This is a genomic window from Xanthomonas sp. XNM01, assembly GCF_014851915.1.
GTDB lineage: Bacteria > Pseudomonadota > Gammaproteobacteria > Xanthomonadales > Xanthomonadaceae > Pseudoxanthomonas.
On the sequence record NZ_JACVAP010000003.1, the window covers coordinates 479733 to 504657 of the forward strand.

General features: G+C 72.2%; 26 protein-coding genes. 16 read left to right on the forward strand and 10 right to left on the reverse strand.

All coding sequences use genetic code 11. The annotated features are described in order from the left end of the window. The first annotated feature begins 327 nt into the window (after positions 1–327). From IB242_RS13440 to IB242_RS13470, 7 genes are all read left to right on the forward strand, one after another. Positions 328–1746: an SH3 domain-containing protein gene (locus IB242_RS13440; protein WP_192280120.1), complete on the forward strand. Its 1419-nt coding sequence runs from the start codon at positions 328–330 to the stop codon at positions 1744–1746. Further along, on the forward strand, positions 1743–2840 hold the full coding sequence (locus IB242_RS13445; protein ID WP_192280123.1) for a dipeptide epimerase: 1098 nt from the start codon (positions 1743–1745) through the stop codon (positions 2838–2840). The genes IB242_RS13440 and IB242_RS13445 overlap by 4 nt, the downstream gene beginning before the upstream one ends. A 49-nt stretch (positions 2841–2889) precedes the next feature. Then, entirely contained in the window at positions 2890–3735 is an 846-nt protein-coding gene (locus IB242_RS13450; protein WP_192280126.1) for a MurR/RpiR family transcriptional regulator, read from the forward strand. Between the two features lie 21 nt (positions 3736–3756). Then, a complete protein-coding gene (locus IB242_RS13455; RefSeq protein ID WP_192280129.1) occupies positions 3757–4554 on the forward strand; it encodes a L,D-transpeptidase family protein in 798 nt (265 codons plus the stop codon). Then, positions 4551–5858: an APC family permease gene (locus tag IB242_RS13460; protein WP_192280132.1), complete on the forward strand. Its 1308-nt coding sequence runs from the start codon at positions 4551–4553 to the stop codon at positions 5856–5858. Before IB242_RS13455 ends, IB242_RS13460 begins: the two co-directional genes overlap by 4 nt. A gap of 226 nt (positions 5859–6084) precedes the next feature. Then, positions 6085–6582 carry a hypothetical protein gene (locus IB242_RS13465; RefSeq protein ID WP_192280134.1) on the forward strand — a complete coding sequence of 166 codons (498 nt, stop codon included), beginning with the start codon at positions 6085–6087 and terminating at the stop codon, positions 6580–6582. A gap of 131 nt (positions 6583–6713) precedes the next feature. Next, positions 6714–7028, forward strand: a complete 315-nt coding sequence (locus tag IB242_RS13470) for a hypothetical protein (protein ID WP_192280137.1) — start codon at positions 6714–6716, stop codon at positions 7026–7028. A 171-nt stretch (positions 7029–7199) separates the two neighbouring features. On the opposite strand, the gene IB242_RS13475 is transcribed toward IB242_RS13470, so the two are convergent. Further along, positions 7200–9377 (reverse strand): glycoside hydrolase family 3 N-terminal domain-containing protein, encoded by a 2178-nt coding sequence (locus tag IB242_RS13475; protein ID WP_192280140.1) that lies wholly within the window; start codon positions 9375–9377, stop codon positions 7200–7202. 216 nt (positions 9378–9593) lie between these two features. Continuing rightward, positions 9594–9950, reverse strand: a complete 357-nt coding sequence (locus IB242_RS13480) for a BON domain-containing protein (protein WP_192280143.1) — start codon at positions 9948–9950, stop codon at positions 9594–9596. 175 nt (positions 9951–10125) lie between these two features. On the opposite strand from IB242_RS13480, the gene IB242_RS13485 reads away from it, so the two are divergent. Continuing rightward, positions 10126–11169 (forward strand): oxidoreductase, encoded by a 1044-nt coding sequence (locus IB242_RS13485; protein WP_192280146.1) that lies wholly within the window; start codon positions 10126–10128, stop codon positions 11167–11169. A 32-nt stretch (positions 11170–11201) separates the two neighbouring features. On the opposite strand, the gene gnd is transcribed toward IB242_RS13485, so the two are convergent. Beyond that, on the reverse strand, positions 11202–12107 hold the full coding sequence (gnd, locus tag IB242_RS13490) for a phosphogluconate dehydrogenase (NAD(+)-dependent, decarboxylating) (protein WP_192280150.1): 906 nt from the start codon (positions 12105–12107) through the stop codon (positions 11202–11204). A gap of 40 nt (positions 12108–12147) precedes the next feature. Beyond that, a complete protein-coding gene (locus IB242_RS13495; RefSeq protein WP_192280152.1) occupies positions 12148–12657 on the reverse strand; it encodes a DUF1993 domain-containing protein in 510 nt (169 codons plus the stop codon). A 154-nt stretch (positions 12658–12811) separates the two neighbouring features. Between IB242_RS13495 and IB242_RS13500 the strand changes: the two genes are divergently transcribed. The 3 genes from IB242_RS13500 to IB242_RS13510 all read left to right on the forward strand — a co-directional run bounded on the left by IB242_RS13500 (position 12812) and on the right by IB242_RS13510 (position 15536). Beyond that, positions 12812–13585: a HipA family kinase gene (locus tag IB242_RS13500; protein ID WP_192280155.1), complete on the forward strand. Its 774-nt coding sequence runs from the start codon at positions 12812–12814 to the stop codon at positions 13583–13585. Further along, complete coding sequence (locus IB242_RS13505) at positions 13566–13985, forward strand: DUF3037 domain-containing protein (RefSeq protein ID WP_343237146.1); 420 nt, start codon at positions 13566–13568, stop codon at positions 13983–13985. The genes IB242_RS13500 and IB242_RS13505 overlap by 20 nt, the downstream gene beginning before the upstream one ends. A gap of 63 nt (positions 13986–14048) precedes the next feature. Next, positions 14049–15536, forward strand: a complete 1488-nt coding sequence (locus IB242_RS13510) for a GGDEF domain-containing protein (protein WP_192280172.1) — start codon at positions 14049–14051, stop codon at positions 15534–15536. A 12-nt stretch (positions 15537–15548) separates the two neighbouring features. Here IB242_RS13510 and IB242_RS13515 read toward each other — a convergent pair whose 3' ends face one another. Continuing rightward, positions 15549–15893 carry a cupin domain-containing protein gene (locus tag IB242_RS13515; protein WP_192280175.1) on the reverse strand — a complete coding sequence of 115 codons (345 nt, stop codon included), beginning with the start codon at positions 15891–15893 and terminating at the stop codon, positions 15549–15551. Positions 15894–16044: 151 nt separating this feature from the next. Between IB242_RS13515 and IB242_RS13520 the strand changes: the two genes are divergently transcribed. Next, on the forward strand, positions 16045–17592 hold the full coding sequence (locus IB242_RS13520) for a TerC family protein (RefSeq protein ID WP_192280178.1): 1548 nt from the start codon (positions 16045–16047) through the stop codon (positions 17590–17592). A 130-nt stretch (positions 17593–17722) separates the two neighbouring features. Here IB242_RS13520 and IB242_RS13525 read toward each other — a convergent pair whose 3' ends face one another. Together IB242_RS13525 and IB242_RS13530 are read right to left on the reverse strand one after the other, a co-directional pair. Beyond that, positions 17723–18100 carry a nuclear transport factor 2 family protein gene (locus IB242_RS13525; RefSeq protein WP_225540570.1) on the reverse strand — a complete coding sequence of 126 codons (378 nt, stop codon included), beginning with the start codon at positions 18098–18100 and terminating at the stop codon, positions 17723–17725. After that, positions 18097–18462 (reverse strand): DUF1428 domain-containing protein, encoded by a 366-nt coding sequence (locus IB242_RS13530; protein ID WP_192280179.1) that lies wholly within the window; start codon positions 18460–18462, stop codon positions 18097–18099. Before IB242_RS13530 ends, IB242_RS13525 begins: the two co-directional genes overlap by 4 nt. Before the next feature lie 263 nt (positions 18463–18725). On the opposite strand from IB242_RS13530, the gene IB242_RS13535 reads away from it, so the two are divergent. Next, positions 18726–19262, forward strand: coding sequence for a sigma-70 family RNA polymerase sigma factor (locus tag IB242_RS13535; RefSeq protein WP_192280182.1), 537 nt, complete (start codon positions 18726–18728; stop codon positions 19260–19262). A 2-nt stretch (positions 19263–19264) separates the two neighbouring features. Beyond that, entirely contained in the window at positions 19265–19939 is a 675-nt protein-coding gene (locus IB242_RS13540) for a serine/threonine protein kinase (protein ID WP_192280185.1), read from the forward strand. Between the two features lie 52 nt (positions 19940–19991). Here IB242_RS13540 and IB242_RS13545 read toward each other — a convergent pair whose 3' ends face one another. Then, positions 19992–21188 carry an MFS transporter gene (locus IB242_RS13545; protein ID WP_192280188.1) on the reverse strand — a complete coding sequence of 399 codons (1197 nt, stop codon included), beginning with the start codon at positions 21186–21188 and terminating at the stop codon, positions 19992–19994. 99 nt (positions 21189–21287) lie between these two features. On the opposite strand from IB242_RS13545, the gene IB242_RS13550 reads away from it, so the two are divergent. Beyond that, positions 21288–22241 (forward strand): LysR family transcriptional regulator, encoded by a 954-nt coding sequence (locus IB242_RS13550; RefSeq protein ID WP_192280191.1) that lies wholly within the window; start codon positions 21288–21290, stop codon positions 22239–22241. A 124-nt stretch (positions 22242–22365) separates the two neighbouring features. Then, on the forward strand, positions 22366–23592 hold the full coding sequence (locus IB242_RS13555) for an HD-GYP domain-containing protein (protein ID WP_192280194.1): 1227 nt from the start codon (positions 22366–22368) through the stop codon (positions 23590–23592). A gap of 70 nt (positions 23593–23662) precedes the next feature. On the opposite strand, the gene IB242_RS13560 is transcribed toward IB242_RS13555, so the two are convergent. Together IB242_RS13560 and IB242_RS13565 are read right to left on the reverse strand one after the other, a co-directional pair. Continuing rightward, positions 23663–24337 (reverse strand): OmpW family outer membrane protein, encoded by a 675-nt coding sequence (locus IB242_RS13560; protein WP_192280197.1) that lies wholly within the window; start codon positions 24335–24337, stop codon positions 23663–23665. A gap of 71 nt (positions 24338–24408) precedes the next feature. After that, entirely contained in the window at positions 24409–24840 is a 432-nt protein-coding gene (locus IB242_RS13565; RefSeq protein ID WP_192280200.1) for a PepSY domain-containing protein, read from the reverse strand. Between the last annotated feature and the right edge of the window lie 85 nt (positions 24841–24925).

Here is a 24925-nt window from a genome sequence, read left to right on the forward strand (position 1 = left end):
CCGCCGGATTCCCCGACTCCCCTGAACCGGCTGTGCGTCCTCACGGTTGCCGATGCCGGCCGCGACCGCCCTCTCGCGGTACACGACCCGCCGCCGGCTGCGACCACCGGCCGGCATTGCGGTCCCGGTTCCCGGAACGTCTCCGGGGCACGCTGGAACCTGCGTCCTGCACGACTCTTCCCCTGTCGCACGCCGACCACTTGCAACACCGGCGCGCTGTCGGTGTAACACGCCTCCGACGACGCGGTCAATAATTTATTCTTGCAATTTCCACCCGCAGGAATTAAGTATTCCACGCAGGGGTCACGACGCCGGAGGACATCGCCGATGAGGCTGCAACGCACGCATTCGGCGTGGCGCTGGTCGGGGCTGATCGCCTGCCTGCTGCTGGCCGGTCTGTCCCCGCTCGCCGCCCGCCCGACCACCGGAGCGCTGGCGGTCCCCGGCATCGAGGAGGTCCACTTGTCCGCCCAGCACTGGATCGCGCGCCTGCCCGATCCCGACCGGATCGTGCTCGACCGCGCCGGCATCGACGCGCAGAACGCGCGGATGCGCGCCGAGGATCCCTCCATCCACGATCTGCGCGCATTGCCGGCGGACCTGCCGGCGGCGATGGTGCGCGAGGCGATCGCACGCCTGTCCGCGCCACCCAGCCGCACCCTGTACGACGCCGACGGAGCGGTGTTCTCGGCCGAACGCCTGCAGGCGCTGGACGACGCGCTGGCCCTGGACCAGGTGCCGGCGTCGCGTCCGCTGGCGCTGGGCCTGGTCGTGCAGCGCGCGGCGCTGCGCGCGTTCCCGACCCGCGAGCGCGCCTTCAGCGCCATCGGCGATACCGACATCGACCGCTTCCAGGAATCGGCGCTGTTTCCCGGCGACGCGGTCGCGGTGCTGCACGCCAGCCGCGACGGCCAGTGGCTGTTCGTCGCCAGCCAGCGCTACCTGGCCTGGATCGAGGCCGACGCCGTGGCCATCGGCGGGCGCGACCAGGTGCTCGGCTACGGCGCGAAGGCGCCGTTCCGGATCGTCACCGGCGCGACCGTGGCGACCACCTTCACGCCCGAGCAGCCGCAGGTCTCGCGCCTGCAGCTGGACATGGGCGTGCGCGTGCCGGTGCTGGCCGACTGGCCGGCCGACCAGCCGGTCAACGGCCAGCATCCCTACGCCTCGCACGTGATCGAACTGCCGATCCGCGACCGGCAGGGCCGCCTGCAGCTGGTGCCGGCGCTGCTGCCGAAGACCGCCGACACCGCCGCCGACTACCTGCCGCTGACCCCGCGCAACCTGCTGCTGCAGTCGTTCAAGTTCCTCGGCGAGCGCTACGGCTGGGGCCACGACTACGACACCCGCGATTGCAGCGGCTTCGTCTCCGAGATCTACCGCAGTTTCGGCGTACTGCTGCCGCGCAACACCAGTGCGCAGGCGGTGAGCCCCGCGCTCGACAGGCTGCCGCTGAAGGACGCCGATGCCGACGCGCGGCGCGCGGCGCTGGCCGACCTGCAGGTCGGCGACCTGATCTACATTCCCGGCCACGTGATGATGGCCATCGGCCACGAGAACGGCCTGAGCTACGTGATCCACGACACCGCCGGCGGCGGCTGGCTGGGCGACGACGGCGTGCGCGTGCAGGGCAAGCTCAACGGCGTCGCCGTCACCCCGCTCGAACCGCTGCTGTTCAACGACACCGCGACCTACGTCGAGCGCATCACCAGCATCCAGAGGATCCGGCCCGCGGCCACCCCATGAAGATCACCGACATCCGCCTGGGCATGCTGCGCGTGCCGCTGAAGACCCCGTTCAAGACCGCGCTGCGCACCGTGGAGACGATCGAGGACATCGTGGTCCTGGTCGACACCGACAGCGGCCACACCGGCTACGGCGAGGCGCCGGCGACCGCGGTCATCACCGGCGACACCCACGGTTCGATCGTCGAGGCGATCGAGCGCTTCATCAAGCCGCGCCTGCTCGGCCAGGACGTGGCCGACCTCAACCGGCTGTGCGGCCTGGTCCAGGGCGCGCTGGAACGCAACACCAGCGCCAAGGCCGCGGTCGAGATCGCCCTTTACGACCTGTGGGCGCAGCTCTACGGCGCGCCGCTGTACAAGCTGCTCGGCGGCGGCGACCCGGTGATCACTACCGACATCACCATCAGCGTGGACCACATCGACAAGATGGTGGCCGACTCGATCGCCGCGGTCGAACGCGGCTTCGACTCGCTCAAGATCAAGGTCGGCAAGGACATCGGCGTGGACGTGGAGCGGGTCAAGGCGATCCATGCCGCGGTCGACGGCCGCGCGCTGCTGCGGCTGGACGCCAACCAGGGCTGGACCGCCAAGCAGGCGGTGCACGCGATGCACGCGCTGGAAGCGGCCGGCGTGGTCCTGGAACTGCTGGAGCAGCCGGTCAAGGCCGCCGACATCGATGGCCTGCGCTACGTCACCGAACGCGTGCACACCCCGGTGATGGCCGACGAGAGCGTGTTCGGACCGGGCCAGGTGTTCGACCTGATCCGCAACCGCGCCGCCGACATCATCAACATCAAGCTGATGAAGACCGGCGGCCTGTCCAATGCGATCAAGGTCGCCGACATCGCCGCGCTGCACGGCCTGCAGTGCATGATCGGCTGCATGCTCGAATCGAGCATCAGCGTGGCCGCCGCGGTGCACCTGGCGGTGGCCAAGGCCGATGCGATCACCAAGATCGACCTGGACGGGCCCTCGCTCGGCCGGTTCAACCCGGTCGAGGGCGGCGTGATCTTCGACGAGTCGGAAATCACCATCACCGATGCGCCGGGGCTGGGCATCAGCGAGATCCGCGGGCTGGAGATGCTGCGCCGATGAGGGCGCCGGCACGCGCCGTCGTCGCCGTGCCCGGCCAGGGAGGGCTGCCGTGGCTCCGCTGCTGAAGATCCGTTCCGAGCGCGACCAGATGTCGGCGATCGAACGCCGCATCGCCGATTTCATCCTCGACAACGCCCACCTGCTGCGCGACTACTCCTCGCAGCAGCTGGCCAGCGCGCTGGGCGTCAGCCAGTCCAGCGTGGTCAAGTTCAGCCAGAAGTGCGGCTTCAAGGGCTATCCGGACCTCAAGTACAGCGTCGGACAGGCCCTGGCCCGCGGCAGCGGCGCGGCCGCCAGCACCGAGGCGCCCGCCGCCGCCGATGCCTACATGCGGCTGGAGGAGGCCCTGCGCCGCAGCAAGGCCGAGGCCGAGGAGGAAACCCGGCTGCTCAACCCGCGCCGGCACATCGAGCGGATCGTGTCGATGCTCGACGGCGCCGGCAAGGTCTTCGTCTGCGGGCTGGGCGACGACGGCCTGTTCGCCCGCGAGTTCGCGATGCGGCTGTCGCTGGTGGGCGTGCTCACCGTCCATCACGCCGACCCGATCCTGATGATGGCCAACCTGTCGGCCGCGCGCCCCGGCGACCTGCTGCTGATGTTCTCCGAGTTCGGCCAGCTGCCGGAGCTGTCGCAGATCAGCCGCCAGTTCCAGGCCTGCGACGGCCAGGTGGTGTCGATCACCCGGCACACCGCCAACCCGCTGCGCGCGCACGCCGATGCCGCGCTGGCGATCTCGGCGCACGATCCGGCCCCGCACATCGAGCAGCTGCTGTACCGTTCGTCGCTGCAGTACCTGCTCGATTTCGTGTTCGTGCTGCTGTGCCAGTCCAATCCGGACCGGCACCGCCAGCTCGGCATCAACCTGGAACGCATCCAGCGGCTGCTGGATACCTGACACCGCACGAGGCCCCGCCCGATGACGACGCCCGTCCACCGCCACGCCCGACCGCTGCTGCGCCGCCTGCTGGCCGTGCTCGCGGTGCTGGCGCCCGCGACCGCCGCGGCCGACGCGCCGGCCGCCAGCGCGCTCGCAGGAAGCCGCCAGCTGGTGCTGGTGACCACCGCCGGCTGGGACGCGACGCAGGGCACGCTGCACCGCTACGAACGCGACGACGACGGTGCCGCCTGGCGCCAGGCGGGCGCGTTCCCGGTGTCGATCGGACGCGCCGGCAGCGCCTGGGGCACCGGCCTGCACGCGGCCGCCGATGCCGCCGATGGCCCGCGCAAGCGCGAGGGCGACGGCCGCAGCCCGGCCGGCATCTTCGCGCTGGGCACCGCGTTCGGCTACGCCGCCGCGGCCGATACCCGGCTGCCGTACGCACCGATGCGGCAGTCGCACTACTGCATGGACGTGCCGGCCTCGCCGCTCTACAACACCATCGTCGACGCCGACCAGGTCGGCCGCGACGCGGTCGACGGTTCGACCGAGCCGATGCGCCTGGACCTGCACGACAGCGGCGATCCGCGCTACCGGCTCGGGTTCGTGATCGAGCACAACGCGGGCAACGTGCCCGGCGACGGCAGCTGCATCTTCGCCCACCTGTGGCGCACCCCCGGCGAGACCACCGCCGGCTGCACCGCGATGGAGGACGCCGACATGCGCGACCTGCTGGCCTGGCTCGATCCCGCCGCGCAGCCGCGCTTCGTACTGCTGCCCGAGGCGCAGTACCGGCGCCTGGCCGGGCCGTGGACGCTTCCGGAGGCGGCGCGATGAGCGGCGCACCGGACAGCGGCAACGAGACCCATCCCGGCCTGGTCCGCGCGGTCAGCCGCTGGCAGATCGTCGGCCTGTCGATCAACGACGTGATCGGCAGCGGCATCTACCTGCTGCCCGCGGCGACCTTCCTGCTGCTCGGCCCGGCCAGCATCTGGGCGGTGCTGCTGGCCGGCCTGGTCGTGGCCCTGCTGGTGCTGTGCTACGCGCAGGCGGCCAGCTACTTCGACCAGCCCGGCGGCAGCTACCTTTATGCGCGCGAGGCCTTCGGCCGCTTCGTCGGCTTCGAGATCGGCTGGATGATCTGGCTGACCCGCATCGCCTCGGCCGCCTCGCTCAGCAACGGCCTGGCCGACGCGGTCAGCCGCTTCTGGGCACCGGCGTCGGGCGGTGCCGGGCGTGCCTTCGTCATCGTCGCCTCGCTGGCCTTCCTGACCGGCATCAACGTGATCGGCGTGAAGTCGGCCGCGCGCACCGGCGTGGCGCTGGTGATCGGCAAGCTGGTGCCGCTGCTGCTGTTCATCGCCATCGGCCTGTTCTACGTCGACTGGTCGTGGGCGCTGGCCGGCAAGCCGCCGGGCGCCGGCGACCTGGGCAACCTCGGCGAGGCCGCGCTGCTGCTGCTGTTCGCCTATGCCGGCTTCGAGAACATCCCGGCCGCGGCCGGCGAGTACCGCAATCCGCGCCGCGACGTGCCGTTCGCGCTGCTGACCATGATCACCACGGTCACCCTGATCTACGTGCTGGTGCAGCTGGTCGCGCAGGGCACGCTGACCGGCCTCGCCGGCTCGGCCACGCCGCTGGCCGATGCGGCCGCCAGCTTCGGCGGCGAGGCGCTGGCCCTGCTGCTGACCATCGGCGCGACGATCTCGATCCTGGGCACCAACAGCAACACGATGATGCTCGGCCCGCGCTTCCTGTACGCCTTGGCCGCCGATGGCCATGGCCCGCGCTACCTGGCCGCGATCCATCCGCGCTTCCGCACGCCGGCCGCGGCCATCGTCACCCAGGGCGTGATCGCGCTCGGGCTCGCGCTGTGGGGCTCGTTCGTGCAGCTGGCCCTGCTGTCGATGGTCACCCGCCTGCTGGCCTACATCGGCACCGCGGCGGCGGTGATCGTGCTGGCGCGGCGCTACGGCGACCGCCCGGACGCATTGCGCCTGCCCGGTGGCCCGCTGATCCCGGTGCTGGCCATCGCGCTGTCGCTGGCGCTGCTGGCCAGCGCCAGCCTCGGCAACCTGGCTGCGGTGGGCATCGCCGCGCTGGTCGGCGGCGTGATCTACCTGCTGCCGCGGCGCAGCTGAGGCCGGGCCTCTTCGGATGCCTCGCCGCGCGTAGCAGCCCGGACTGCCGGCGGCACGGCGACGACCGGCGATGCGGCGGGCTCCGCGCCCGCCCACGACATGGTGGGCACGTTTCCCGCCGCCGCGTGAACGTGCGCAACGACGCGCCCGCGGCCGGCGCCCGCGTCACATGCGGGTCACCGCGGCCGGCACACATTGGCGGTCCGTCCGCAGTGGAGCGCCCCGCATGAAGCACCGTCGCATCTACAGCACGCCGAACCTGGCGGCCGCCCAGGCCGCGCTGGGCGCGGCGCGCGAAACCGGCATCGACGCCGACGACCTGGCCCTGATCGCACGCTCGGACATCGAGATGGAAGCGATCCCGGACGACATGCGCGAAGGCAAGACCGACACCATCCCGGCCGCGCTGCGCGGTGCGGCGGGCGGCGGCGCGGTCGGCCTGGTCGCCGGCCTGGTTGCCGTGGCGGTGCCGCCGCTGGGCATCACCCTGGCCGGTGCCGGATTGATCACGGTGATCGGCGCGCTGGTCGGCAGCTGGTCGTCGGCGCTGGTCGGTTCCGGCGTGCCCGATCCGGTACGGCGCCGCTTCGAGGAGGCGATCGAGGCCGGAAAGATCCTGCTGGTGATCGAGGCCGACGACGACCAGCTGCGCATCGCCGAACCGGCGGTGGTGCGTGCCGGTGCCACGCCGCTGCCCTACGACGCGCCGAGCGCGGTCGGCTGATCTCCAGGTCGCGCCGCACCTCGCGCGTCGCGTTCAGCGGTCTAACATCTCGATCACGCGCCCGACCAGTGGCATTAACCCGCACTTCGCTACCGTGGTCCCACAGACACGATGACGAAGGAGGACACGCGATGAATGCCAATACCGGCTACCAGGTTCCGGGCCGCGCGCCGGTCGAGCCGTTCGGCGATTCCGGCTACTGGAACCAGCAATTCAAGCGCGAGCCCTACTACGCCGAGGGCGACAGCTACAACGATTACGAGGCGGCCTACCAGGGCGGATACGAGGCGCGCCAGCGCCATCCGGACGTCGAATTCGACAGCGTCGAGGACGAGATCCGCAACCACTGGGAAGCGACCAAGGGCACTTCCAAGCTGGCCTGGGAGCGCGCCCGCATGGCTGCGCTGCGCGCCTGGAACCGCGGGTCGGAGCCCGGCGGGCCGTAAGCGCGCTGCACGACCACACCCCACACGTGCCGACCGGTATCCGGTCGGCATTTTTGTGGACGGCGGCGTCCTGGACGTTGCTCGTTTGCACCGGGCGCAGCGCACGTGCCGGACGCCCCCCCACGCAGCACGAACCGCCGCGGACGGCGGCGTTGCTGCCAGCCGCTGGCGTCAGGCCGGGCCGCGCAGCTCGAAGGTCGCCGGCGTGCCCGCAACGGACGACGGCGCGATCCAGACATCGAACCGGCCCGGTTCGGCACCCACGCTGCCATCGGCGCGGCTGAAGGCCAGGTCGGCACGCGTGAGGGTGAACGTCATCTCGCGCTGCTCGCCGGGCTGCAGCAGGATCTTGGCGAAGCCCTTGAGTTCACGCACCGGACGTACGCGGCTGCCGACCCGGTCGTGCACGTAGAGCTGCACGACCTCCTCGGCCGCGCGGGTGCCGGCATTGCGGACCAGCGCGCGCACCGTGAGGCGGTCCTGCCACTGCAGCACCGCATCGTCGACCGCGGTCGGACCGTACTCGAAGCGCGCATAGCCGAGCCCGTGCCCGAACGGATACAGCGCGGTGTGCGGGAACTCGCGCCAGCGCGCCTTGAACTCGGACATCTCCGGCGTCTCGGGGCGACCGGTGCGCGGATGGTTGTAGAAGAACGGCTGCTGCCCCGAATCGTGCGGGAAGCTGACCGGCAGGCGCGCGGACGGGCTGTACGCGCCGAACACCACGTCGGCCACCGCATGCCCGGTCTGGCTGCCGAGGAACCAGGTCACCGCGATCGCCTGCGCGTCGCGCACCGCGCCCTGCAGCGCCAGCGCGCGGCCATTGCGCAGCAGCACCACGACCGGCGTGCCGGTGGCGGCGACCGCTTCGGCCAGCGCCTGCTGCGCGGCCGGCAGCACGATCTGGGTGCGCGACTGCGCCTCGCCGCTGTAGCGCTGCGGCTCGCCCAGCGCCAGCAGCACCACGTCGGCCGTGCGCGCGGCGGCGACTGCCGCGGCGATGCCGCCGTCCAGTGCGTCTTCCAGGCCACAGCCGTCGACCACGTCCAGCGTCGCGCCGTCCGGCAGCCCGGCGCGCAGGCCGGCTTCCAGCGTCACGTAGCGCGACTTGTCGCCGAACAGGGTCCAGCAGCCTTCGATGTTGTCGGTGTCGCGCACGAACGGGCCGATCGCGGCGATGCGCTGGCCGGCGCGCAGCGGCAGCACGTCGCCGTCGTTCTTCAGCAGCACGATCGAACGCCGCGCCGCATCGCGGGCCAGCGCCTCGTGCGCGGCCAGGTGCGCGGTGTCGGCCTCGCGCGCCGGGTCCAGCGAGCGGTAGGGGTCGTCGAGCAGGCCGATCGCCGCCTTCACCGTCAGCACCCGCCGCACCGACTCGTCCAGCGTCTCCATCGGCACCTCGCCGCTGTCGACCAGGCCCGGCAGGTGCGCGGCGTAGAAGCCGCTCTGCATGCTCATGTCCATGCCGGCGGTGAGCGCCAGCCGGGTCGCGTCGCGGTCGTCCTCGGCGTAGCCGTGCGCGACCAGTTCCATGTCGGCGGTGTAGTCGGACACGACCAGGCCGGGGAACTGCCACTGCCCGCGCAGCAGGTCGGTCAGCAGCGCGCGGTTGGCACTGGCCGGCACGCCGTTGATGTCGTTGAAGGCGGTCATCACCGTGAGCGCGCCGGCATCGAGCGCGGCCTTGAACGGTGGCAGGTGCACGTCGCGCAGCGTGCCTTCGGCGATCTCGACGAAGTTGTAGTCCATGCCGCCGGCGACCGCGCCATAGGCGACGAAGTGCTTGGGCGTGGCCAGCAGCGCGTCGTGCGCGCGCAGGTCGTTGCCCTGGAAACCACGCACGCGCGCGGCGGCGAACAGGCTGCCGAGCAGGCTGTCCTCGCCCGAGCCCTCGGCCCCCCGGCCCCAGCGCTGGTCGCGGGCGATGTCCACCGCCGGCGCGTAGGTCCAGTGGATGCCGGCGGCGGTCGCCTCGATTGCGGTGGCGCGCGCGGTGCGCTGCGCCAGGTCCGGCTCGAAGCTGGCGGCCTCGCCCAGCGGGATCGGAAACACCGTGCGCATGCCGTGGATCACGTCGGCGGCCAGCAGCAACGGAATGCCGAGCCGGCTCTCCTCCACCGCCACGCGCTGGATCTCGCGCCCCTGCGCCGCGCCCACGCCGTTGAACAGGGCGCCGACCCGGCCGGCGCGGACCTGCTCGAGCACTTCGCCGGCGTTGCGGGTGTTCACGTCCGGATTCACGTCGGGTGCGAACGGCCGGACCATGTCGGCGAAGACGCCGAGCTGGCCGACCTTCTCTTCGACGGTCATGCGGGCGATCAGGGATTCGACGCGGGGGTCGGCGGGCATCGGCGGTGCTTGTCGGTGGGCGGAAGGCGCGATTCTATCGAAGCGCCCGGCGCGGGCGGACGCGCGGGCCCCTGCCCCCTCCACGCCCTGTTCATGCGCCGCGCCTGTAACGCGCTGTAACGTGCGGCCGCTCAAAAGAAAGCGGCGCGGAGCCGGGTGGGCCTCCGCGCCGCCGATGGCCTCCCGTCGTCACACCGGGAGACCAGGACCGCTGGTTCAGTTCTTGGCGCTGGCGCCGACCTTCAGGGCCGAGGTGTCGACCTTGGTCACGCCTTCGATGCCGCCGGCGATGCGCTTGGCCTTGTCGATGTGCGACTGGGTGGCCGCATGGCCGCTCAGGTGGACCACGCCGTTGACGGTATCGACCTTGATGTCGGTGCCCGAAACGTCGCTGTCGGCCAGCAGGCTGGACTTGACCTTGGTGGTGATCCAGGTGTCGTTCACCGGCTGGCTGGAGTCGCGTTCGGCCGCCGGATTCTTCTTGGTGTCGTCGTTGGCCATGGCCGCACCGGAGAAGACCAGGGCGGACGTCAGGGCGGCAACGAGAATCGAGGCGTGCTTGGACTTGCGCATGGGTGTGACCTCCTTGGTTGGTGGCGCCAGTCTCCCCAGCCCCCCGTACACCACTGGTGAATCCGGGTGTGAAGGTTGTGCAGCATTCAGTGCGGTGAGCGGGGCGAGAAGCGCGCCTTGCAGGCATCGCACGGGCTGCGTGTAATGGCCGCCTCGCTGCACGCAAGGACATCGCATGGCCACCCCGCTCAACGTCGCCCTGATCGGCTTCGGCCTGGCCGGCCGCGTCTTCCACGCGCCCTTGATCGAGGCCACGCCCGGCCTTTGCCTGCACACCGTGGTGTCCAGCGATGCGGCCAGGGTCGCCGCGCTGCATCCGCACGTGCGGGTGCTGGCGGCGCCGGACGACGCCTTCGCCGATGCGGACATCGACCTGGTGGTGATCGCCACGCCCAACCACACGCATGCGCCGCTGGCGTCGGCGGCGCTCGCGCAGGGCAGGCACGTCGTGGTCGACAAGCCCTTCGCGCTGGACATCGCCGAAGCCGGCGCGGTGATCGAGGCGGCCGAGCGCGCGCAGCGCGTGCTCAGCGTGTTCCACAACCGGCGCTGGGACGCCGATTTCCTGAGCCTGCGCGGCCTGCTCGCCAACGGCACGCTGGGCCGGGTGAGCGAAGTGCACTCGCACTTCGACAGGTTCCGCCCGCAGGTGCCCGACCGCTGGCGCGACCGTCCGGGTCCGGGCGCGGGGCTGTGGTACGACCTCGGCCCGCATCTGCTCGACCAGGCGCTGCAGCTGTTCGGCATGCCGCTGGCGATCCAGGCCGACCTGGGCATGCAGCGCGACGACGCGCAGACGGTGGACTACTTCCACGTGCAGCTGCGCTATGCGCGGCTGCGTGTGCTGTTGCATGCCGGCTCGCTGGTGCCGGGCCATGGCCTGCGTTTCGCCGTGCATGGCGACCGCGGCAGCTGGCTCAAGCACGGGCTGGACCCGCAGGAGGACGCGCTGCGCGCCGGTGCGATCCCCGGCGGGCCGGACTGGGGCCGCGATCCGCGGCCGGGGACGCTGCTGCGCGTCCACGACGATGGCAGCGTGGCCGAGCAGGCCACCGCCGCCAGCGCCGGCGACTACCGCGCCTACTACGCCGGCGTGCGCGACGCGATCGCGCAGGGCGCGCCGGTGCCGGTCAGCGCGCAGGACGCGCTGCTGACGATGCGGCTGATCGAAGCCGGCATCGCCAGCGACGCGCGGCGCGGCGAGATCGCACTGGACTGAGCACGCCGCCACCGCGCGCCGGCCGGGACCGCCTAGCCGGCGCGCACGCCGTGGCCGCCGAAGCCGTTGCGCAGCGCGGCCAGCAGCTTGTCCGAGTAGGAGTCCTTCTCGCGCGAACGTAGCCGTTCCAGCAGCGACAGGGTGATCACCGGCGCGGACACGTCCAGCTCGATCGCCTCGGCCACCGTCCAGCGTCCCTCGCCGGAGTCGGCCACGTACGGCGCGATGCCTTCCAGCGCCGGGTTGTCCTGCAGCGCGTCGGCGGCCAGGTCCAGCAGCCAGGAACGGACCACGCTGCCGTGCTGCCAGATGCCGGCGATCTGCGCCACGTCCAGCTCCAGCGCTTCCTTGCGCGCCAGCAGGGCGAAGCCCTCGGCATAGGCCTGCATCATTCCGTACTCGATGCCGTTGTGGATCATCTTGCTGTAGTGGCCGGCGCCGCTGGGGCCGACATGGCCCCAGCCGCGGTCGGGCGCCGGCGCCAGGGTCTGGAACAGCGGCGCCAGCCGCGTCGCGGCGTCGGCCGGGCCGCCGATCATCAGGCTGTAGCCCTCGGTCAGGCCCCAGATGCCGCCGCTGGTGCCGCAGTCCAGGTAGGCGATGCCGGTGCCGTCCAGCGCCTGCGCACGGCGCTGGCTGTCGCGGTAGTTGGAATTGCCGCCATCGACGACCACGTCGCCGGCCTGCAGCAGCTGACGCAGCGCGGCCAGAGTCGCATCGACCGGCTCGCCGGCCGGCACCATCAGCCACAGCACGCGCGGTGCCGGCAGCGCGGCCACCACGGCCTGCAGGCTGTCGGCGGTCTCCAGCCCGCGTCCGGCGGCCGCGGCACGCGCGGCCTCGCCCGGATCGAAGCCGACCACGCGGTGGCCGCCCTGGTGCAGGCGCTGCGCCATGTTGGCGCCCATCCGGCCCAGGCCGATCATGCCGATATCCATCGATGTCTCCTTGCTTGAGTGAAACGTGACGCCACCGGGCTCAGTCGCGCCCGAGGTAATCGAGCTTGCCCAGCGGCACGCCGTTGTGGCGCAGCAGGGCGTAAGCGGTGGTGACGTGGAAGTACAGGTTCGGCAGCGCGAACCCGGTCAGGTAGGCCAGCCCTTCGAAGCGCTGCTCGCCGCGGCGCGTGACCAGGCTGACCTGGCGCGTCTGGCTGCCCTCGAACTGCGCGGCCTCGAAGGTCTGCAGATAGGCGATCGCGCGGTCGAGCCGCGCGTACAGCCCGGCGAAGTCGGTTTCCTCGTCGGCGAAGACCGGCGCCTGCAGGCCGGCCAGGCGCGCGGCACCGTTCTTGGCGGTGTCGGTGGCCATCTGCACCTGGTCCAGCAGCGGACGCATGTCCGGCGCCAGCCGCGCCTGCAGCAGCACCTCCGGCGCATAGCCGGCCTGCCGCGCATGCGCCTCGCCCAGCGCCAGCAGCTGGCGCAGGTTGCGCAGCGCGCGCAGGAAGGGCGGGATCGCGGCCGTGTACATCGAGAGCGTACTCATCGGGAAAGGGTCGTCGCGTCCGGGGCGGGAGCACAGGCTACCCGCGCCGGGCGGCACGATCAGCCCCGCCGGCGCGCAGGTGCGTCCTGCCAGCGACCCGACCGGCGCGTGGGGACCAGGCGTTACCATTCACGCTCCCGAACCGGAGCCCCGCGTGCGCACCGTCGCCGTCACCCGCTACGTCACCCCGCTGCGCGAAGGCGGGTCGCTGCCGGCCGTGGTCGAGGCCGACGACGCCGGCCTCTACGTGCTCAAGTTCCGCGGTGCCGGCCAGGGCCCGAAGGCGCTGGTGGCCGAACTGGTCGCCGGCGAACTGGCGCGGGCGGCCGGCCTGCCGATGCCGGACCTGGTCCTGGTCGAGCTCGATCCGGAACTGGCCCGCACCGAAGGCGACCCGGAGATCCAGGACCTGATCCGCGCCAGCGCCGGGCTCAACCTGGCGCTGGACTACCTGCCCGGCGCGCTGACCTTCGACCCGGCCGCCGACCCGCCGGATCCGGAGCTGGCATCGGCCATCGTCTGGTTCGACGCCTTCGTGCAGAACGTCGACCGCAGCGCGCGCAACCCCAACCTGATGGTGTGGCACCGCCAGCTGACCCTGATCGACCATGGCGCGGCGCTGTACTTCCACCACGACTGGACCGGCGTGGCGCAGGCGGCGCTGTCGCCGTTCCCCCTGATCCGCGACCACGTGCTGCTGCCGTTCGCCTCGGCGCTGGAAGCGGCCGATGCACGCATGGCCGCCGCGTTCGACGCGGCCACCATCGCACGCGTGCTGGCGCTGGTACCCGACGCCTGGCTCGAGCACGACGCCGACGGCATCGATGCGGCCGCCCGCCGCACCGGCTACGCCGACCATCTGCTGCGGCGCCTGGACGGGCGCCGCGTGTTCCTCGAGGAGGCCCTGCGTGCCCGCGCCGCTCTATGACTACGCGGTGATCCGCGCCGTGCCGCGGGTCGAACGCGAGGAATTCATCAACGTCGGCGCGATCCTGTCCTGCCCCGGGCAGCGCTTCCTCGACGCCTGCGTGGCGCTGGACCCGGACCGGCTGCGGGCGCTAGACCCGCACATCGATCCGGAGCCGCTGCAGCGCCACCTCGACGCGCTGGTCGCGGTCGCCCGCGGCCTGCCCGGCAGCGGCGCGATCGGCCAGCTGCCGCAGCGCGCGCGCTTCCACTGGCTGACCGCCCGGCGCAGCGCGGTGATCCAGGTCTCGCCGGTGCACACCGGCTGGTGCACCGGTGCGCCGGACGCGATCCTCGATGCGCTGATGACCCGGATGGTGCTGCCGCCCGGCCGCTCAACCCCCGCCGCGCGCGGCCGCTAATCCGACCAATCCCTCTTTTCCCGGCCGCCCGCGCAGGTGCGCAGCGACCGCCGGAGCTTCCAGATGCGCAGCCCACACGGACCGTCCCGCACCAGCCTGACCACGACCGGTGCCCCTGGCCAGGAAGGCCCGTCGCTGCAGGCGCCCTACCAGGAGCCGGGGACCGTGCTGCCGGCCTTCGCCGCCGGCATGGCCGCCCTGCCGGGCGAGCTGGGCGACCTCGGCCTGCGCCTGCGCTCGGCCGCCGACGAGGCCGACTGGATCCGCTACGCGCGCCTGCTGCGCCAGTTCCTGGACAAGTACCTGCTCGACTTCGCGCGCAGCCTGGACGCGCCCGACGCAGCCGAACGCGAGCTCACCGTGCTGCGCGAGCTGCTGCGGCAGACCGTGGGCGGTGCGCTGGCCTCGCTGCTGCATCCGCTGCCGGCGCTGGCCGACGAGGCCGGCGACCTGGGCGAGGCGGTCCGCCAGTGGCGCACCGGCACCGACCTGGAGCCGCTGGCGCGGCGCATCCGCGAGCTCTGCCACCAGGTCGGCCTGCACCACGAGGAGGTCGACGAACAGCGGCGCATGCTGCTGGGCCTGTTCGACCTGCTGCTGGAGAACCTCTACGAGCTGCTCGACGACGGCAGCTGGCTGCATGGCCAGATCAGCGTGGTGCGGCGGTTGATCGCCGACAACCCGGACCGGCAGGCGCTGGAGACCACGCGCGACAGCCTGCGCGAGCTGGTCTACCAGCAGGGCCTGCTCAAGCAGGGCATCGGCGAGTCCAAGGATGCGCTGCGCGGGATGATGAGCACCTTCGTCGAGCGGCTGGACGGCATGGCCGCCAGCACCGGCGAGTTCCAGAACCGGCTGGAGAGCCACGCAGCGGCGATCCGCGAGGCGCGCAGCATCGCCGAGCTCGGCCGCCGGCTCGACGACGTGCTGGAAGACACCACCCGGCTGCAGGCGCAGGCGCTGCGCTCCAAGGAACAGCTGATGGCCGCGCGCGAGGACGTCGACGCCGCCGAGGCGCGCATCGCCGCGCTCGAGGCGCAGCTGCGCGACGCCGGCGACCTGGTCCGCAGCGACCCGCTGACCGGCGTGCTCAACCGGCGCGGCCTGGACGAGCTGTACGCGCGCGAGGTCGCGCGCGCCGAACGCGAGGGCCAGCCGCTGAGCCTGGCCCTGCTGGACATGGACCAGTTCCGCCGCTTCAACGAACGCTTCGGCCATGCCGGCGGCGACGCCGCACTGCGCCACGTGGTCCAGGTGCTGCGCGACGGCCTGCGCGCCGGCGATGCGCTGGCGCGTCTGGGCGGCGAGGAGTTCGTGCTGCTGCTGCCGGGCTCGCCGCTGGCCGAGGCGGTGGCCGCGGTGCAGCGCCTGCAGCGCGAGCTGGCCGGTCGCGCGCTGGTGCTCGATGGCGCCACCGTCGAGGTCGCGTTCTCGGCCGGCGTGGCCGCGCGCCAGCTCGGCGAGAGCCAGGACTCGCTGTTCAAGCGTGCCGACGCGGCGATGTACGCGTCCAAGCACGCCGGCCGCAACCGGGTCACCGCCGCGCAGTAGCGGCGGCGGCGCTCAGCGCGGACGCCCCGGCGCGAGGGTGCGGCCATCGGCGGTGTAGGCCGGCGGCGCATACAGGTTGAGCGTCTTCAGCGGCGTGCGTCCGGTGTTGCGGATCTCGTGCCGCTCGCCGCGCGCGATCAGCAGCAGGCTGCCGGACTTCAGGCGCACGCGCCTGCCATCGACGATCGCCACGCCGCTGCCGGACACCACGAACAGCCACTGGTCCGCGCCGCGGTGACGGTTGTCCGGGCCACCTTCGCTCTTCCCGGGCGCCAGCGTCATCTGCGCCGCCTGCACCCGCCGATGCCCGGCGATCACCCGGAATCCGCGTCCGAACCGCAAGGCGTGATGTTCCATCGTCGTCTCCGTTGCGTGCCGTTGCGCACGTGGACGACGATGCGCCGGTCACGGTGAAATCCCTGCAACGACAGGCAGTTGCGATGCACGACGCGCGGATGTCACCGCGCTCGTGCAAGAATCGAGGTCCCTTGGCTACCCGTACCCCTGCATGGAATGGCTCTCCGACCCGTCAATCTGGATGGGTCTGGCAACCCTGGTGATCCTCGAGATCGTCCTGGGTATCGACAACCTCGTGTTCATCGCGATCCTCGCCGACAAGCTGCCGCCCGAGCAGCGCGACAAGGCCCGCGTCATCGGCCTCTCACTGGCCCTGCTGATGCGTCTGGTGCTGCTGGCACTGGTCGCCTGGATCGCAGGCCTGGTCACCCCGCTCTTCTCGATCTGGGGCCACTCCTTCTCCGGACGTGACCTGATCCTGCTGATCGGCGGCGTGTTCCTGCTGTTCAAGGCCACGATGGAGCTGCACGAACGGCTCGAAGGCCATCAGAGCCAGACCGCCACCAGGCGGGTCTACGCCTCGTTCGGCGTGGTCCTGACCCAGATCGTCGTGCTCGATGCGGTGTTCTCGCTGGACTCGGTGATCACCGCGGTCGGCATGGTCGAACAGCTCGGCGTGATGTACGCGGCCGTCACCATCGCGATGGCGGTGATGCTGCTGGCCAGCAAGCCGCTGACCAACTTCGTCGGCAAGCACCCGACCGTGGTCGTGCTGTGCCTGGGCTTCCTGCTGATGATCGGTTTCAGCCTGGTCGCCGAAGGCCTGGGCTTCAAGATCCCGAAGGGCTACCTGTACGCGGCGATCGCGTTCTCGATCCTGGTCGAGGCGTTCAACCAGTGGTCGCGCATCCGCCACGAGCGCAACGAGCGCAAGCAGCCGCTGCGCCAGCGCACCGCCGATGCGGTGCTGCGCCTGCTGGGCGCGCGCCCGCAGTTCGAGGAGGTCGGCGGCGCCGACGTCGAGCCGGTCGGCACCGGCGACGAACCTGGGCTGGAGCCGGCCGAGCACGACATGATCCGCAGCGTGCTGACCCTGGCCGAGCGGCCGGTCAGCAGCGTGATGACGGTGCGCGGCGACATCGCCTGGATCGACGTGTCGCGCGGTCAGGAGCATGTGCGCGAGCGCCTGCTGGATTCGACCCACACGCGCCTGCTGGTCTGCGACGGCGAGCTCGACAACCTGCAGGGCGTGGTCCAGAGCCGCGACCTGCTGGCCGAGATGCTGAAGGACGGCACGCCGTCGCTGGCCGCCGCGATCCGCGAGCCGCTGATCCTGCCCGAGGGCACCACCGCGCTGCGCGCGCTGGACCGGATCCGCGAGCATCCGATCCCGCTGGCGGTGATCGTGGACGAGTACGGCAGCATCGATGGCCTGGTCACCGCCAACGACCTGCTGGCGACCATCGCCGGCGACCTGGCCGACACCCGCGATCCGGACCACGGCGTGGTCCGCGAGGACGGCGGCTGGGTGGTCGACGGCTCGTTGTCGCTGGACGAGGTCGAGCGCACGACCGGCCTGGTGCTGCCGCGCAATCCGACCTACGTGACCGTGTCGGGCCTGGTGCTGCACCAGCTGGAACGGCTGCCGGCGGCGGGCGACGCCTTCGATCTGGACACGCTGCACCTGGAGGTGCTGTCGCTGGACCGGCGCCGGGTCGACCGCCTGCGGATCTCGCCGCGCGCGGACGAGCAGGCCTGAGTGCCGCGGTGCGGAGGGTCACCCCCTCCGCACCGTGCCGGCCGGTGTCCGCCAGCGGCTGCACCGGTGCGGGATGCGCCCGCACGCCGTCCGCGCCGCGGCGCGTCCAGCGCGCAGTGCCGCTGCGCGTTCACGGCGGATCGCGATGCCTGCCCGCCTCGACCGGATGCGGCAACGACCACCCGAAGTACACCTCGACCGCTTCGATGCGGCCGTCGCGCACCGTCAGCACCTCGGTGTTGCGGGCACCCGGCCGATCGTGGCGGGCCTGCTCGTAGGTCACCACCACCGTGTCGCCGTCCTCGATCACGCGGACGAACGCGAAGCCGGCGATGCCGGCATGCGTCGGCCAGCAGACCGCCAGGTAGGTCGCCAGGTCGAGCCCGTTGTCGAGCGGGCTGGTGAAGCGCAGCCCCGGTGCGAGCAGCGCCTCCAGCGCCGGCCTGTCGCCAGCCGCGTAGGCCAGGAAACAGGCGCGCGCGATGTCGGCGTTGGAACGCAGGTTCAATCCGGCAGTTCCATCACCGGCCTGAAGCCGCCGTAGATCATGCGCTTGCCGTCGAACGGCATCGGATTCTTCTCCGGATCCATGCGCGGGTCGTTGCCGTCCATCATCTTCTGCATGCCGGCGTCGCGGGTGGCCTTGTCCGGCCATTCGATCCACGAGAACACCACGGTCTCGTCCGCGGTCGCCTGCACCGCCTTGCGGAAGTCGGTAAGCGTGCCGTCGGGCACGTCGTCGGCCCAGCACTCGACCACGCGGGTGGCGCCGAACTCCATGAAGACCGAATCGCCCAGGCGGGCATGGTCGATGAACTTCTGCTTGTTCGCCGTCGGTACGGCGAGCACGAAACCGTCGATGTAGGCCATGGTGGCGCTCCTCACTGCGGATGGTCGGGGTCGAACGCGGATCGGCGGCGGCGCTGGATGCGCCTGCCGCCCCTCCTCTACCGGACGACGGATGAGACCGGCGTGTTTCGACACAGGGCCGGTGCGGCCGGTCCGCGCCGTCCGGGACCGTTCCGACGCGGCGGGCCGTCCGGCGCAGCGTGCCGCGCCGGGGCGCCGCCGATGTGTGATCTTTCCGGTGGTCGGACGAACCACCCCATGACACCCGCCTCGACCGCTCCGGCATGACCGCCACCCTCGCCCAGACCACCGACGGCTCCACCGACTTCGCCGCCAGCCTGCAGCGCCATGCCGGCATCGTGCGCAAGGTCGCGGCCACCTACTGCCGCGACCCGCACGACCGCGCCGACCTGGCGCAGGAAATCGTCGCCGCGCTGTGGGGCGCCTGGCCGCGCTACGACCGCGGCCGGCCGTTCTCGACCTGGATGTACCAGGTGGCGCTGAACGTGGCGATCAGCCACGTGCGCGGCGAATCGCGGCGACGGCGGCGCTTCGAGCCGCTGGACGAGGACCACCATCACCTCGGCCAGGCGCCGTTCGATCACGAAACCGACCAGCTGGTCGCACTGCTGCATGCCGCCATCGCCGGCCTCGATCCGATGAGCCGCGCGCTGGCGATGCTCCACCTGGACGAGCGCAGCCATGCGCAGATCGCCGAGATCCTGGGCATCAGCGAAAGCAACGTCGGCACCCGCATCCACCGCCTCAAGCAGCGCATCCGCCAGCACATGACCGGGCCGCAGCGCCCGCAGGGAGCATGACCATGGACCTCGACGAACTCCGCCTGACCTGGCAGACCCTGGACCGCCGGCTGGAACGGCAGATGGCGCTGGACCTGCAGCGCGAGCGCCGCGCCTCGGTCGGGCGCATGCGCCGCTCACTGTGGCCGCTGCTGCTCGGCCAGGGCCTGCAGATCCTGTTCGGCATCGGCATGATCGCGCTCGGCGTGGCGGCCTGGCGTGCCGGTGCGCGCATGGACGGCGGCGCCTTCAACGGCGCCTTCATCAGCGGCGTGCTGGTCCATGTCTACGGCGTGGCCTGCATCGCCTTCGCCGGCCACACGCTGCACCTGGCCGCGCGCCTGGACCCGGCCTGCGCGGTGCTGGACCTGCAGCAGCGGCTGGCGCGGCTGCGCCGCTTCTACGTCGGCGCCGGGATGTGGATCGGCCTGGTCTGGTGGGTGTTCTGGGTCGTGGTGATCGCCGCGCTGCATGCCATCGGCCCCGGCGGCGACCTGTTCGCGCAGCAGCCGCTGTTCGTCTGGAGCGCGATCGGCGGCGGCGTGCTCGGCCTGGTGGCCAGCGGTTGGTTCCACCGCTGGTCGCGCGATCCGCGGCGGCCACGGCTGCGGCAGTCGATGGACGATGCCGTCACCGGCACCAGCCTGCGCCGCGCCCAGGCCGAGCTGGACGCGTTCGCCGCGATCGACCGCGAGTAGGCCGCGCCCGGCGCGCGGTGCCGGCGTCGATGTCCGGCCGCGACGCCGGGTATCAGCCGCGCCGCAGCCGGACCAGCAGGGCCGCCACCGAGGCGGCCACCGCCAGCGCCACCACCGCCGCCCAGCCCAGCGCGGCCAGCAGCTGGCTGGCGATGGCCGCACCCGCCGCCATGCCGGTGAACACACCGGTGAACAGCACCGCGTTGAGCCGGCTGCGGGCGGCCGGGTCGAGTCCGTAGACCTGGGTCTGGTGCGCGACCAGCGCGGCCTGGATGCCGAAGTCGAAGCCCACCGCGGCCAGCGCCAGCAGCACCAGCGGCCACGGCCCGTGCAGGAGCGGGTCCAGCCACAGCGCAGCGAAGGACAGCGCCGCCAGCGCGGCCCCGGCGCGGATCGCGGTTTCCGGCCCGCGCCGGTCGGCGAGGCGCCCGGCCAGCGGGGCGGCCAGCGCGCCGGCGGCACCGGCCAGTCCGAACGCACCGGCCGCCGCGCTGCCCAGGCCGAACCGGGTATGCAGCATCACCGCCAGGGTCGACCAGAACGCGCTGAAGCCCAGCGACAGCAGGCCCTGCGCCCAGAACGCCCGGTGCAGGGCCGGATGCCGCGTCCAGAGCCCGGCCAGCGAGGCCATCAGCGCGCGGTAGGCCAGCGGTGCGGCCGGCACCATCGGTGGCAGCCCCTGCCAGAGCAGCACGCCGGCCACGGCGACCGCGGCGGCGGCCAGCAGGTAGACCGCCTGCCAGCCCAGCTGCTCGGCGAGCACGCCGCTGACCACGCGCGACAGCAGGATGCCCAGCAGCAGGCCGGTCATCACCGTGCCGACCACGCGGCCACGGCGCGTGGCCGGCGCCAGCACCGCGGCCGTCGGCACGATGTCCTGGGCCAGCGTCGCCAGCACGCCGACCGCCAGGCTCGCGGCCAGCAGGGTCGCGATGCCCGGCGCCAGCGCGGTGGCCAGCAGGGCCAGCGCCAGCAGCAGCGCCTTGGCCAGGATCAGGCGGCGCCGGTCGACCCGGTCGCCGAGCGGGATCAGCAGCAGGATCCCCAGCGCGTAGCCGAGCTGGGTCAGGGTGGGAATCCAGCCGATGGCGCGCCCGCCGACGCCCAGGTCGGCATCGAGCACGGCCAGCATCGGCTGGCTGTAGTACAGCGAGGCCACCGCCAGACCGGCGCCGGCGGACAGCAGCAGGACCCGATGACGGGGCAGGTCCGCCGCGCCTTCGTCATGCACTCCAGGTATGGCACTCATCGTCGTTCTCCAGCCGCAACGTGGGAATGGCGGCAGGTTGCGCGCCGGAGCGCACCGCCGGTAGGCTCATGCCCCGTTCTTCGGCCATACGCCAGACGCATGAACGAACGCGATCCTTTCGGGGCCGACCGGCTCGGCCTGCTGCAGACCTTCGTCCGCATCGTCGAGGCCGGCAGCCTGTCGGCCGCCGCCGCCCAGCTGGGAACCACCCAGCCCACGGTCAGCCGCCGGCTGCGCGCGCTCGAGCAGGCGCTGGGCCTGCGCCTGCTGCAGCGCTCGACCCACCAGATGCGGCTCACCGACGACGGCCGGCGCTGCCATGCGCACGCGCGGGCGCTGCTGGACGAGTGGGACACGCTGCAGGCCGACCTGCGCGGCGCCCGCGAGCGCGCCGAGGGCCGGCTGCGGGTGGTGGTGCCGCACGCCTTCGGCCAGGGCGTGCTGCTGGAACCGCTGGCCGCCTACCTGCGCCAGCATCCGGGCGTGGACGTGGAGTGGCTGCTGCACGACCGCCATCCGGAGTTCATCGCCGACGGCGTGGACTGCGCGATCCAGGTCGGCGCGCTGCACACGCCCGACGTGGTCGCCACCCGCCTGGCGGAGGTGCCGCGCATCGTGGTGGCCGCACCGGCGCTGCTGCAGGGCGGGCCGCCACCGGCCGACGCGGCCGGGCTGGAGGCGCTGCCATGGCTGGCGCTGCACACGTTCTACCGCGACGAGGTCGCGCTGCGGCACGCCGACGGACGCCTGCACCGCTTCGCGATCCGGCCGCGCTTCAGCACCGACAGCCTGTACGCGTTGCGCGGCGCGATCCTGGCCGGGCTCGGCGCCGGCATCGTCTCTTCCTGGCTGGTGGCCGAGGACCTGGCCGCGGGCCGGCTGCTGCAGCTGGCGCCGGCCTGGGAGGCGCCGGCGCTGCCGGTGCACCTGATCCATCCCTGGGCGCGCTTCTACCCGGCCCGGCTGCGGCTGTTCCTGCAGGCCATGCGCGGCGCGATGCCGACGCTGGCCGGGATGCGTGCGCCCGCGACGCCGTCCGGCCACGGCGCTTAAAAGAACCGCCTCCGCGGCCGCCTTATGGGTGACGGGGGGCTGGATGCCCCGATTTCCCCAGGCCAGTTGCCAGCGACGTCCTTCCCGGCGCCGACACCGTGCCACCGTCGACGCCGGACTCCGCATGCTCAAGACCATCGATGTCGACCAGCTCCGCCCGGGCATGCACGTGCAACGGCTGCTGGGCTCGTGGTTGAAGCACCCGTTCTGGCGCACCGCCTTCGTCGCCGGCGACGAGGACATCGCCAGACTGCAGGCCAGCATCGTGCGCCAGGTGGTGATCGACACCGCGCTCGGACCCGACATCGAGGACGCCGATGCCGGACAGTGCACGGCCGACGACGACCCGCCCGCACCGGCCGACGCCCCCGACCCGGCCCCCGCCGCGCCGGCGGTCCTGACCCGCGGCCCGACCGCGGCGCTGGCCGCGGAGATGGAGCAGGCGCAGCGGATCGTCCACGACGGGCGCGGCCTGGTGTCCTCGCTGTTCCACCAGGCCCGGCTGGGCCGGATCGCGTCGGCCGAGGCCGCGCTGCCGCTGGCGCAGGCGATCAACGCCTCGATCGCGCGGCACCCGGCGGCGCTGTCCAGCGTGGCGCGGATCAAGAGCGCCGACGACTACACCTACATGCACTCGATCGCGGTCGGTGCGCTGATGGCGATGCTGTCGCGCCAGCTCGGCATGGACGAGGACCAGGCGCTGGATGCGACCCTGGGCGGGGTCCTGCACGACCTGGGCAAGGCCGCGATCCCGCTGGAGATCCTCAACAAGCCCGGCCGGCTGGACGAGCGCGAGTACGCCCTGGTCAAGACCCACCCCGAGCACGGCGAACAGATGCTGCGCGGGGCGGGCATGGAACACCGGCCGGTGCTGGAGATCGCGCTGCACCACCACGAGAAGATCGACGGCAGCGGCTACCCGCACGGCCTGAGCGGCGAGGCGATCACCCCGCTGGCGCGGATGGGCGCGATCTGCGACGTCTACGACGCGGTCACCTCGCACCGGCCGTACAAGAACGCCTGGGATCCGGGCGAGGCGCTGCGCCGGATGGCGTCGTGGGACGGCCATTTCGACCCGGCGCTGTTCAAGGCCTTCGTGCGCGGCCTGGGCATCTATCCGATCGGCAGCCTGGTGCGGCTGGAGTCTGAGCGGCTCGCGGTGGTGATCGAGCAGCATCCCGAGCAGCTGCTGACCCCGCGCGTATGCGTGTTCTTTTCCGCGCGCACCCGCCAGCACATCCTGGTCCAGGACATCGACCTGGCCGCGCCCGGCAACCACGACCGGATCGTCCAGGCCGAGTCGCCCGAACCGTGGGGATTCCGCGACCTGGACAAGCTCTGGCGCCGCTGAGCCGGCCGGATGCGACGACGGCGCGGTGACCGCGCCGTCGTCGCTGCAGCACCGCCGCGGCGGGCCTCGATCAGAAGCGCACGCCGATGCTGGCGCCGTAGGTCAGCGTGTCCATGTCGGCCGTGGCCAGGCGTCGGCCGCCGACCGTGGACTCGGTGTCCCACTGCAGGTAGCGCACGTCGCCGCGCACGAACCAGTGGTTGCCCAGGTTGACGTCCACGCCGGCGGTCGCCGCCAGGCCGCTGCCATCGTCGATCTCCAGCCCGGCGAAGCCCGGCACCGCGACGGTGCCGCTGACGCCGCTGACTTCGGTGCGGTGATAGCCCAGGCCGACGAACGGCACCACCGGCTTGCCGGCCACCGAGAACACGTCGTTGAAGTGGTACTGCACGCTCAGCGCCAGCGGACGGGTGCTGTAGCGGGCCACGTGCACGTCCGGCGCGTTCTCGACGTCGATCTCGACGTCGCTGTCGGCGCGGGTGGCGCCCCACAGTTCCAGCGCGATGTTGCGGGTGACGTACCAGCTCAGGCCCAGCGTGGCCGCGCCGCCGTCGTCGCTGTTCTCCACCTCGGTGCCGCGCGGCCAGCCGTTGCCCAGCTGAACCGGCACCACGGTGTCGCCCTTCTGGTTGAGCGAGGCATAGCCGACGTTGGCGACGAAGCGCGAATGGCCATCGGCCTGGTCGGCGGCGTGGGCGGCGGGGATCGACAGCAGCAGTGCGGCGGCCAGCAGGGTGTACTTCATTGCTTGGATGTCCTTGGTGGGGTGGTGGTGTGGGGAACGGGCCGGCGCGGTGGCACGCACCGGCAGGGGAATCAGTCGCGGTCGGGCTTGCTGTGCAGCAGGCGGCCGTCGTGGCCGCTCAGGCGCAGGTCCATGCGGCGGCCATCCGGGCCGGTCGCATCGACGTCCCAGAGCGCGCCGTCGCGGTCGAGCGAGGTCACGTCGCGGTAGCCGAGTGCGGCGACCTTGGCCAGCACCGCATCGGCGCCGAGCAGCGCGCGGCCGCCGCGGGCGTCGAAGATCTCGCCGCGCTCGAGGTCGATGGCCACGTCGCCGCGGCTGCCGTCGGGACGGGTCACGTCGGCCTCCCAGAGGCCGTCGTCGTGTTCGATGTCGTGGATGTCGCGGTAGCCGGCGTCGGCCAGCTTCTTCTGCACGTCGATGACGGCGCCGCCGATGGCGAGCGCCGGGACGCTGGCCGCGATCGCCAGCAGGCCGGCCACGACGATCAGTCGCTTCTTCATGGAGGGGTCCTCGCTGAGCCGGGGAAGTCCGGCCGCTGCAGTCTGCGGATCGCCCCTAACACGGCCATGAGCGTGGCCGTTAGAT

Bases quoted from the DNA above. Each gene is read 5' to 3' on its own strand.
- IB242_RS13465 (WP_192280134.1), top strand. From the start codon at position 6,085: ATGAAGCACCGTCGCATCTACAGCACGCCGAACCTGGCGGCCGCCCAG.
- IB242_RS13515 (WP_192280175.1), bottom strand. From the start codon at position 15,893: ATGGAACATCACGCCTTGCGGTTCGGACGCGGATTCCGGGTGATCGCC.
- IB242_RS13480 (WP_192280143.1), bottom strand. From the start codon at position 9,950: ATGCGCAAGTCCAAGCACGCCTCGATTCTCGTTGCCGCCCTGACGTCC.
- IB242_RS13565 (WP_192280200.1), bottom strand. From the start codon at position 24,840: ATGAAGAAGCGACTGATCGTCGTGGCCGGCCTGCTGGCGATCGCGGCC.
- IB242_RS13475 (WP_192280140.1), bottom strand. From the start codon at position 9,377: ATGCCCGCCGACCCCCGCGTCGAATCCCTGATCGCCCGCATGACCGTC.
- IB242_RS13540 (WP_192280185.1), top strand. From the start codon at position 19,265: ATGGACCTCGACGAACTCCGCCTGACCTGGCAGACCCTGGACCGCCGG.
- IB242_RS13460 (WP_192280132.1), top strand. From the start codon at position 4,551: ATGAGCGGCGCACCGGACAGCGGCAACGAGACCCATCCCGGCCTGGTC.
- IB242_RS13470 (WP_192280137.1), top strand. From the start codon at position 6,714: ATGAATGCCAATACCGGCTACCAGGTTCCGGGCCGCGCGCCGGTCGAG.
- IB242_RS13550 (WP_192280191.1), top strand. From the start codon at position 21,288: ATGAACGAACGCGATCCTTTCGGGGCCGACCGGCTCGGCCTGCTGCAG.
- IB242_RS13495 (WP_192280152.1), bottom strand. From the start codon at position 12,657: ATGAGTACGCTCTCGATGTACACGGCCGCGATCCCGCCCTTCCTGCGC.
- IB242_RS13545 (WP_192280188.1), bottom strand. From the start codon at position 21,188: ATGAGTGCCATACCTGGAGTGCATGACGAAGGCGCGGCGGACCTGCCC.
- IB242_RS13520 (WP_192280178.1), top strand. From the start codon at position 16,045: ATGGAATGGCTCTCCGACCCGTCAATCTGGATGGGTCTGGCAACCCTG.
- gnd (WP_192280150.1), bottom strand. From the start codon at position 12,107: ATGGATATCGGCATGATCGGCCTGGGCCGGATGGGCGCCAACATGGCG.
- IB242_RS13560 (WP_192280197.1), bottom strand. From the start codon at position 24,337: ATGAAGTACACCCTGCTGGCCGCCGCACTGCTGCTGTCGATCCCCGCC.
- IB242_RS13535 (WP_192280182.1), top strand. From the start codon at position 18,726: ATGACCGCCACCCTCGCCCAGACCACCGACGGCTCCACCGACTTCGCC.
- IB242_RS13485 (WP_192280146.1), top strand. From the start codon at position 10,126: ATGGCCACCCCGCTCAACGTCGCCCTGATCGGCTTCGGCCTGGCCGGC.
- IB242_RS13530 (WP_192280179.1), bottom strand. From the start codon at position 18,462: ATGGCCTACATCGACGGTTTCGTGCTCGCCGTACCGACGGCGAACAAG.
- IB242_RS13440 (WP_192280120.1), top strand. From the start codon at position 328: ATGAGGCTGCAACGCACGCATTCGGCGTGGCGCTGGTCGGGGCTGATC.
- IB242_RS13445 (WP_192280123.1), top strand. From the start codon at position 1,743: ATGAAGATCACCGACATCCGCCTGGGCATGCTGCGCGTGCCGCTGAAG.
- IB242_RS13555 (WP_192280194.1), top strand. From the start codon at position 22,366: ATGCTCAAGACCATCGATGTCGACCAGCTCCGCCCGGGCATGCACGTG.
- IB242_RS13510 (WP_192280172.1), top strand. From the start codon at position 14,049: ATGCGCAGCCCACACGGACCGTCCCGCACCAGCCTGACCACGACCGGT.
- IB242_RS13455 (WP_192280129.1), top strand. From the start codon at position 3,757: ATGACGACGCCCGTCCACCGCCACGCCCGACCGCTGCTGCGCCGCCTG.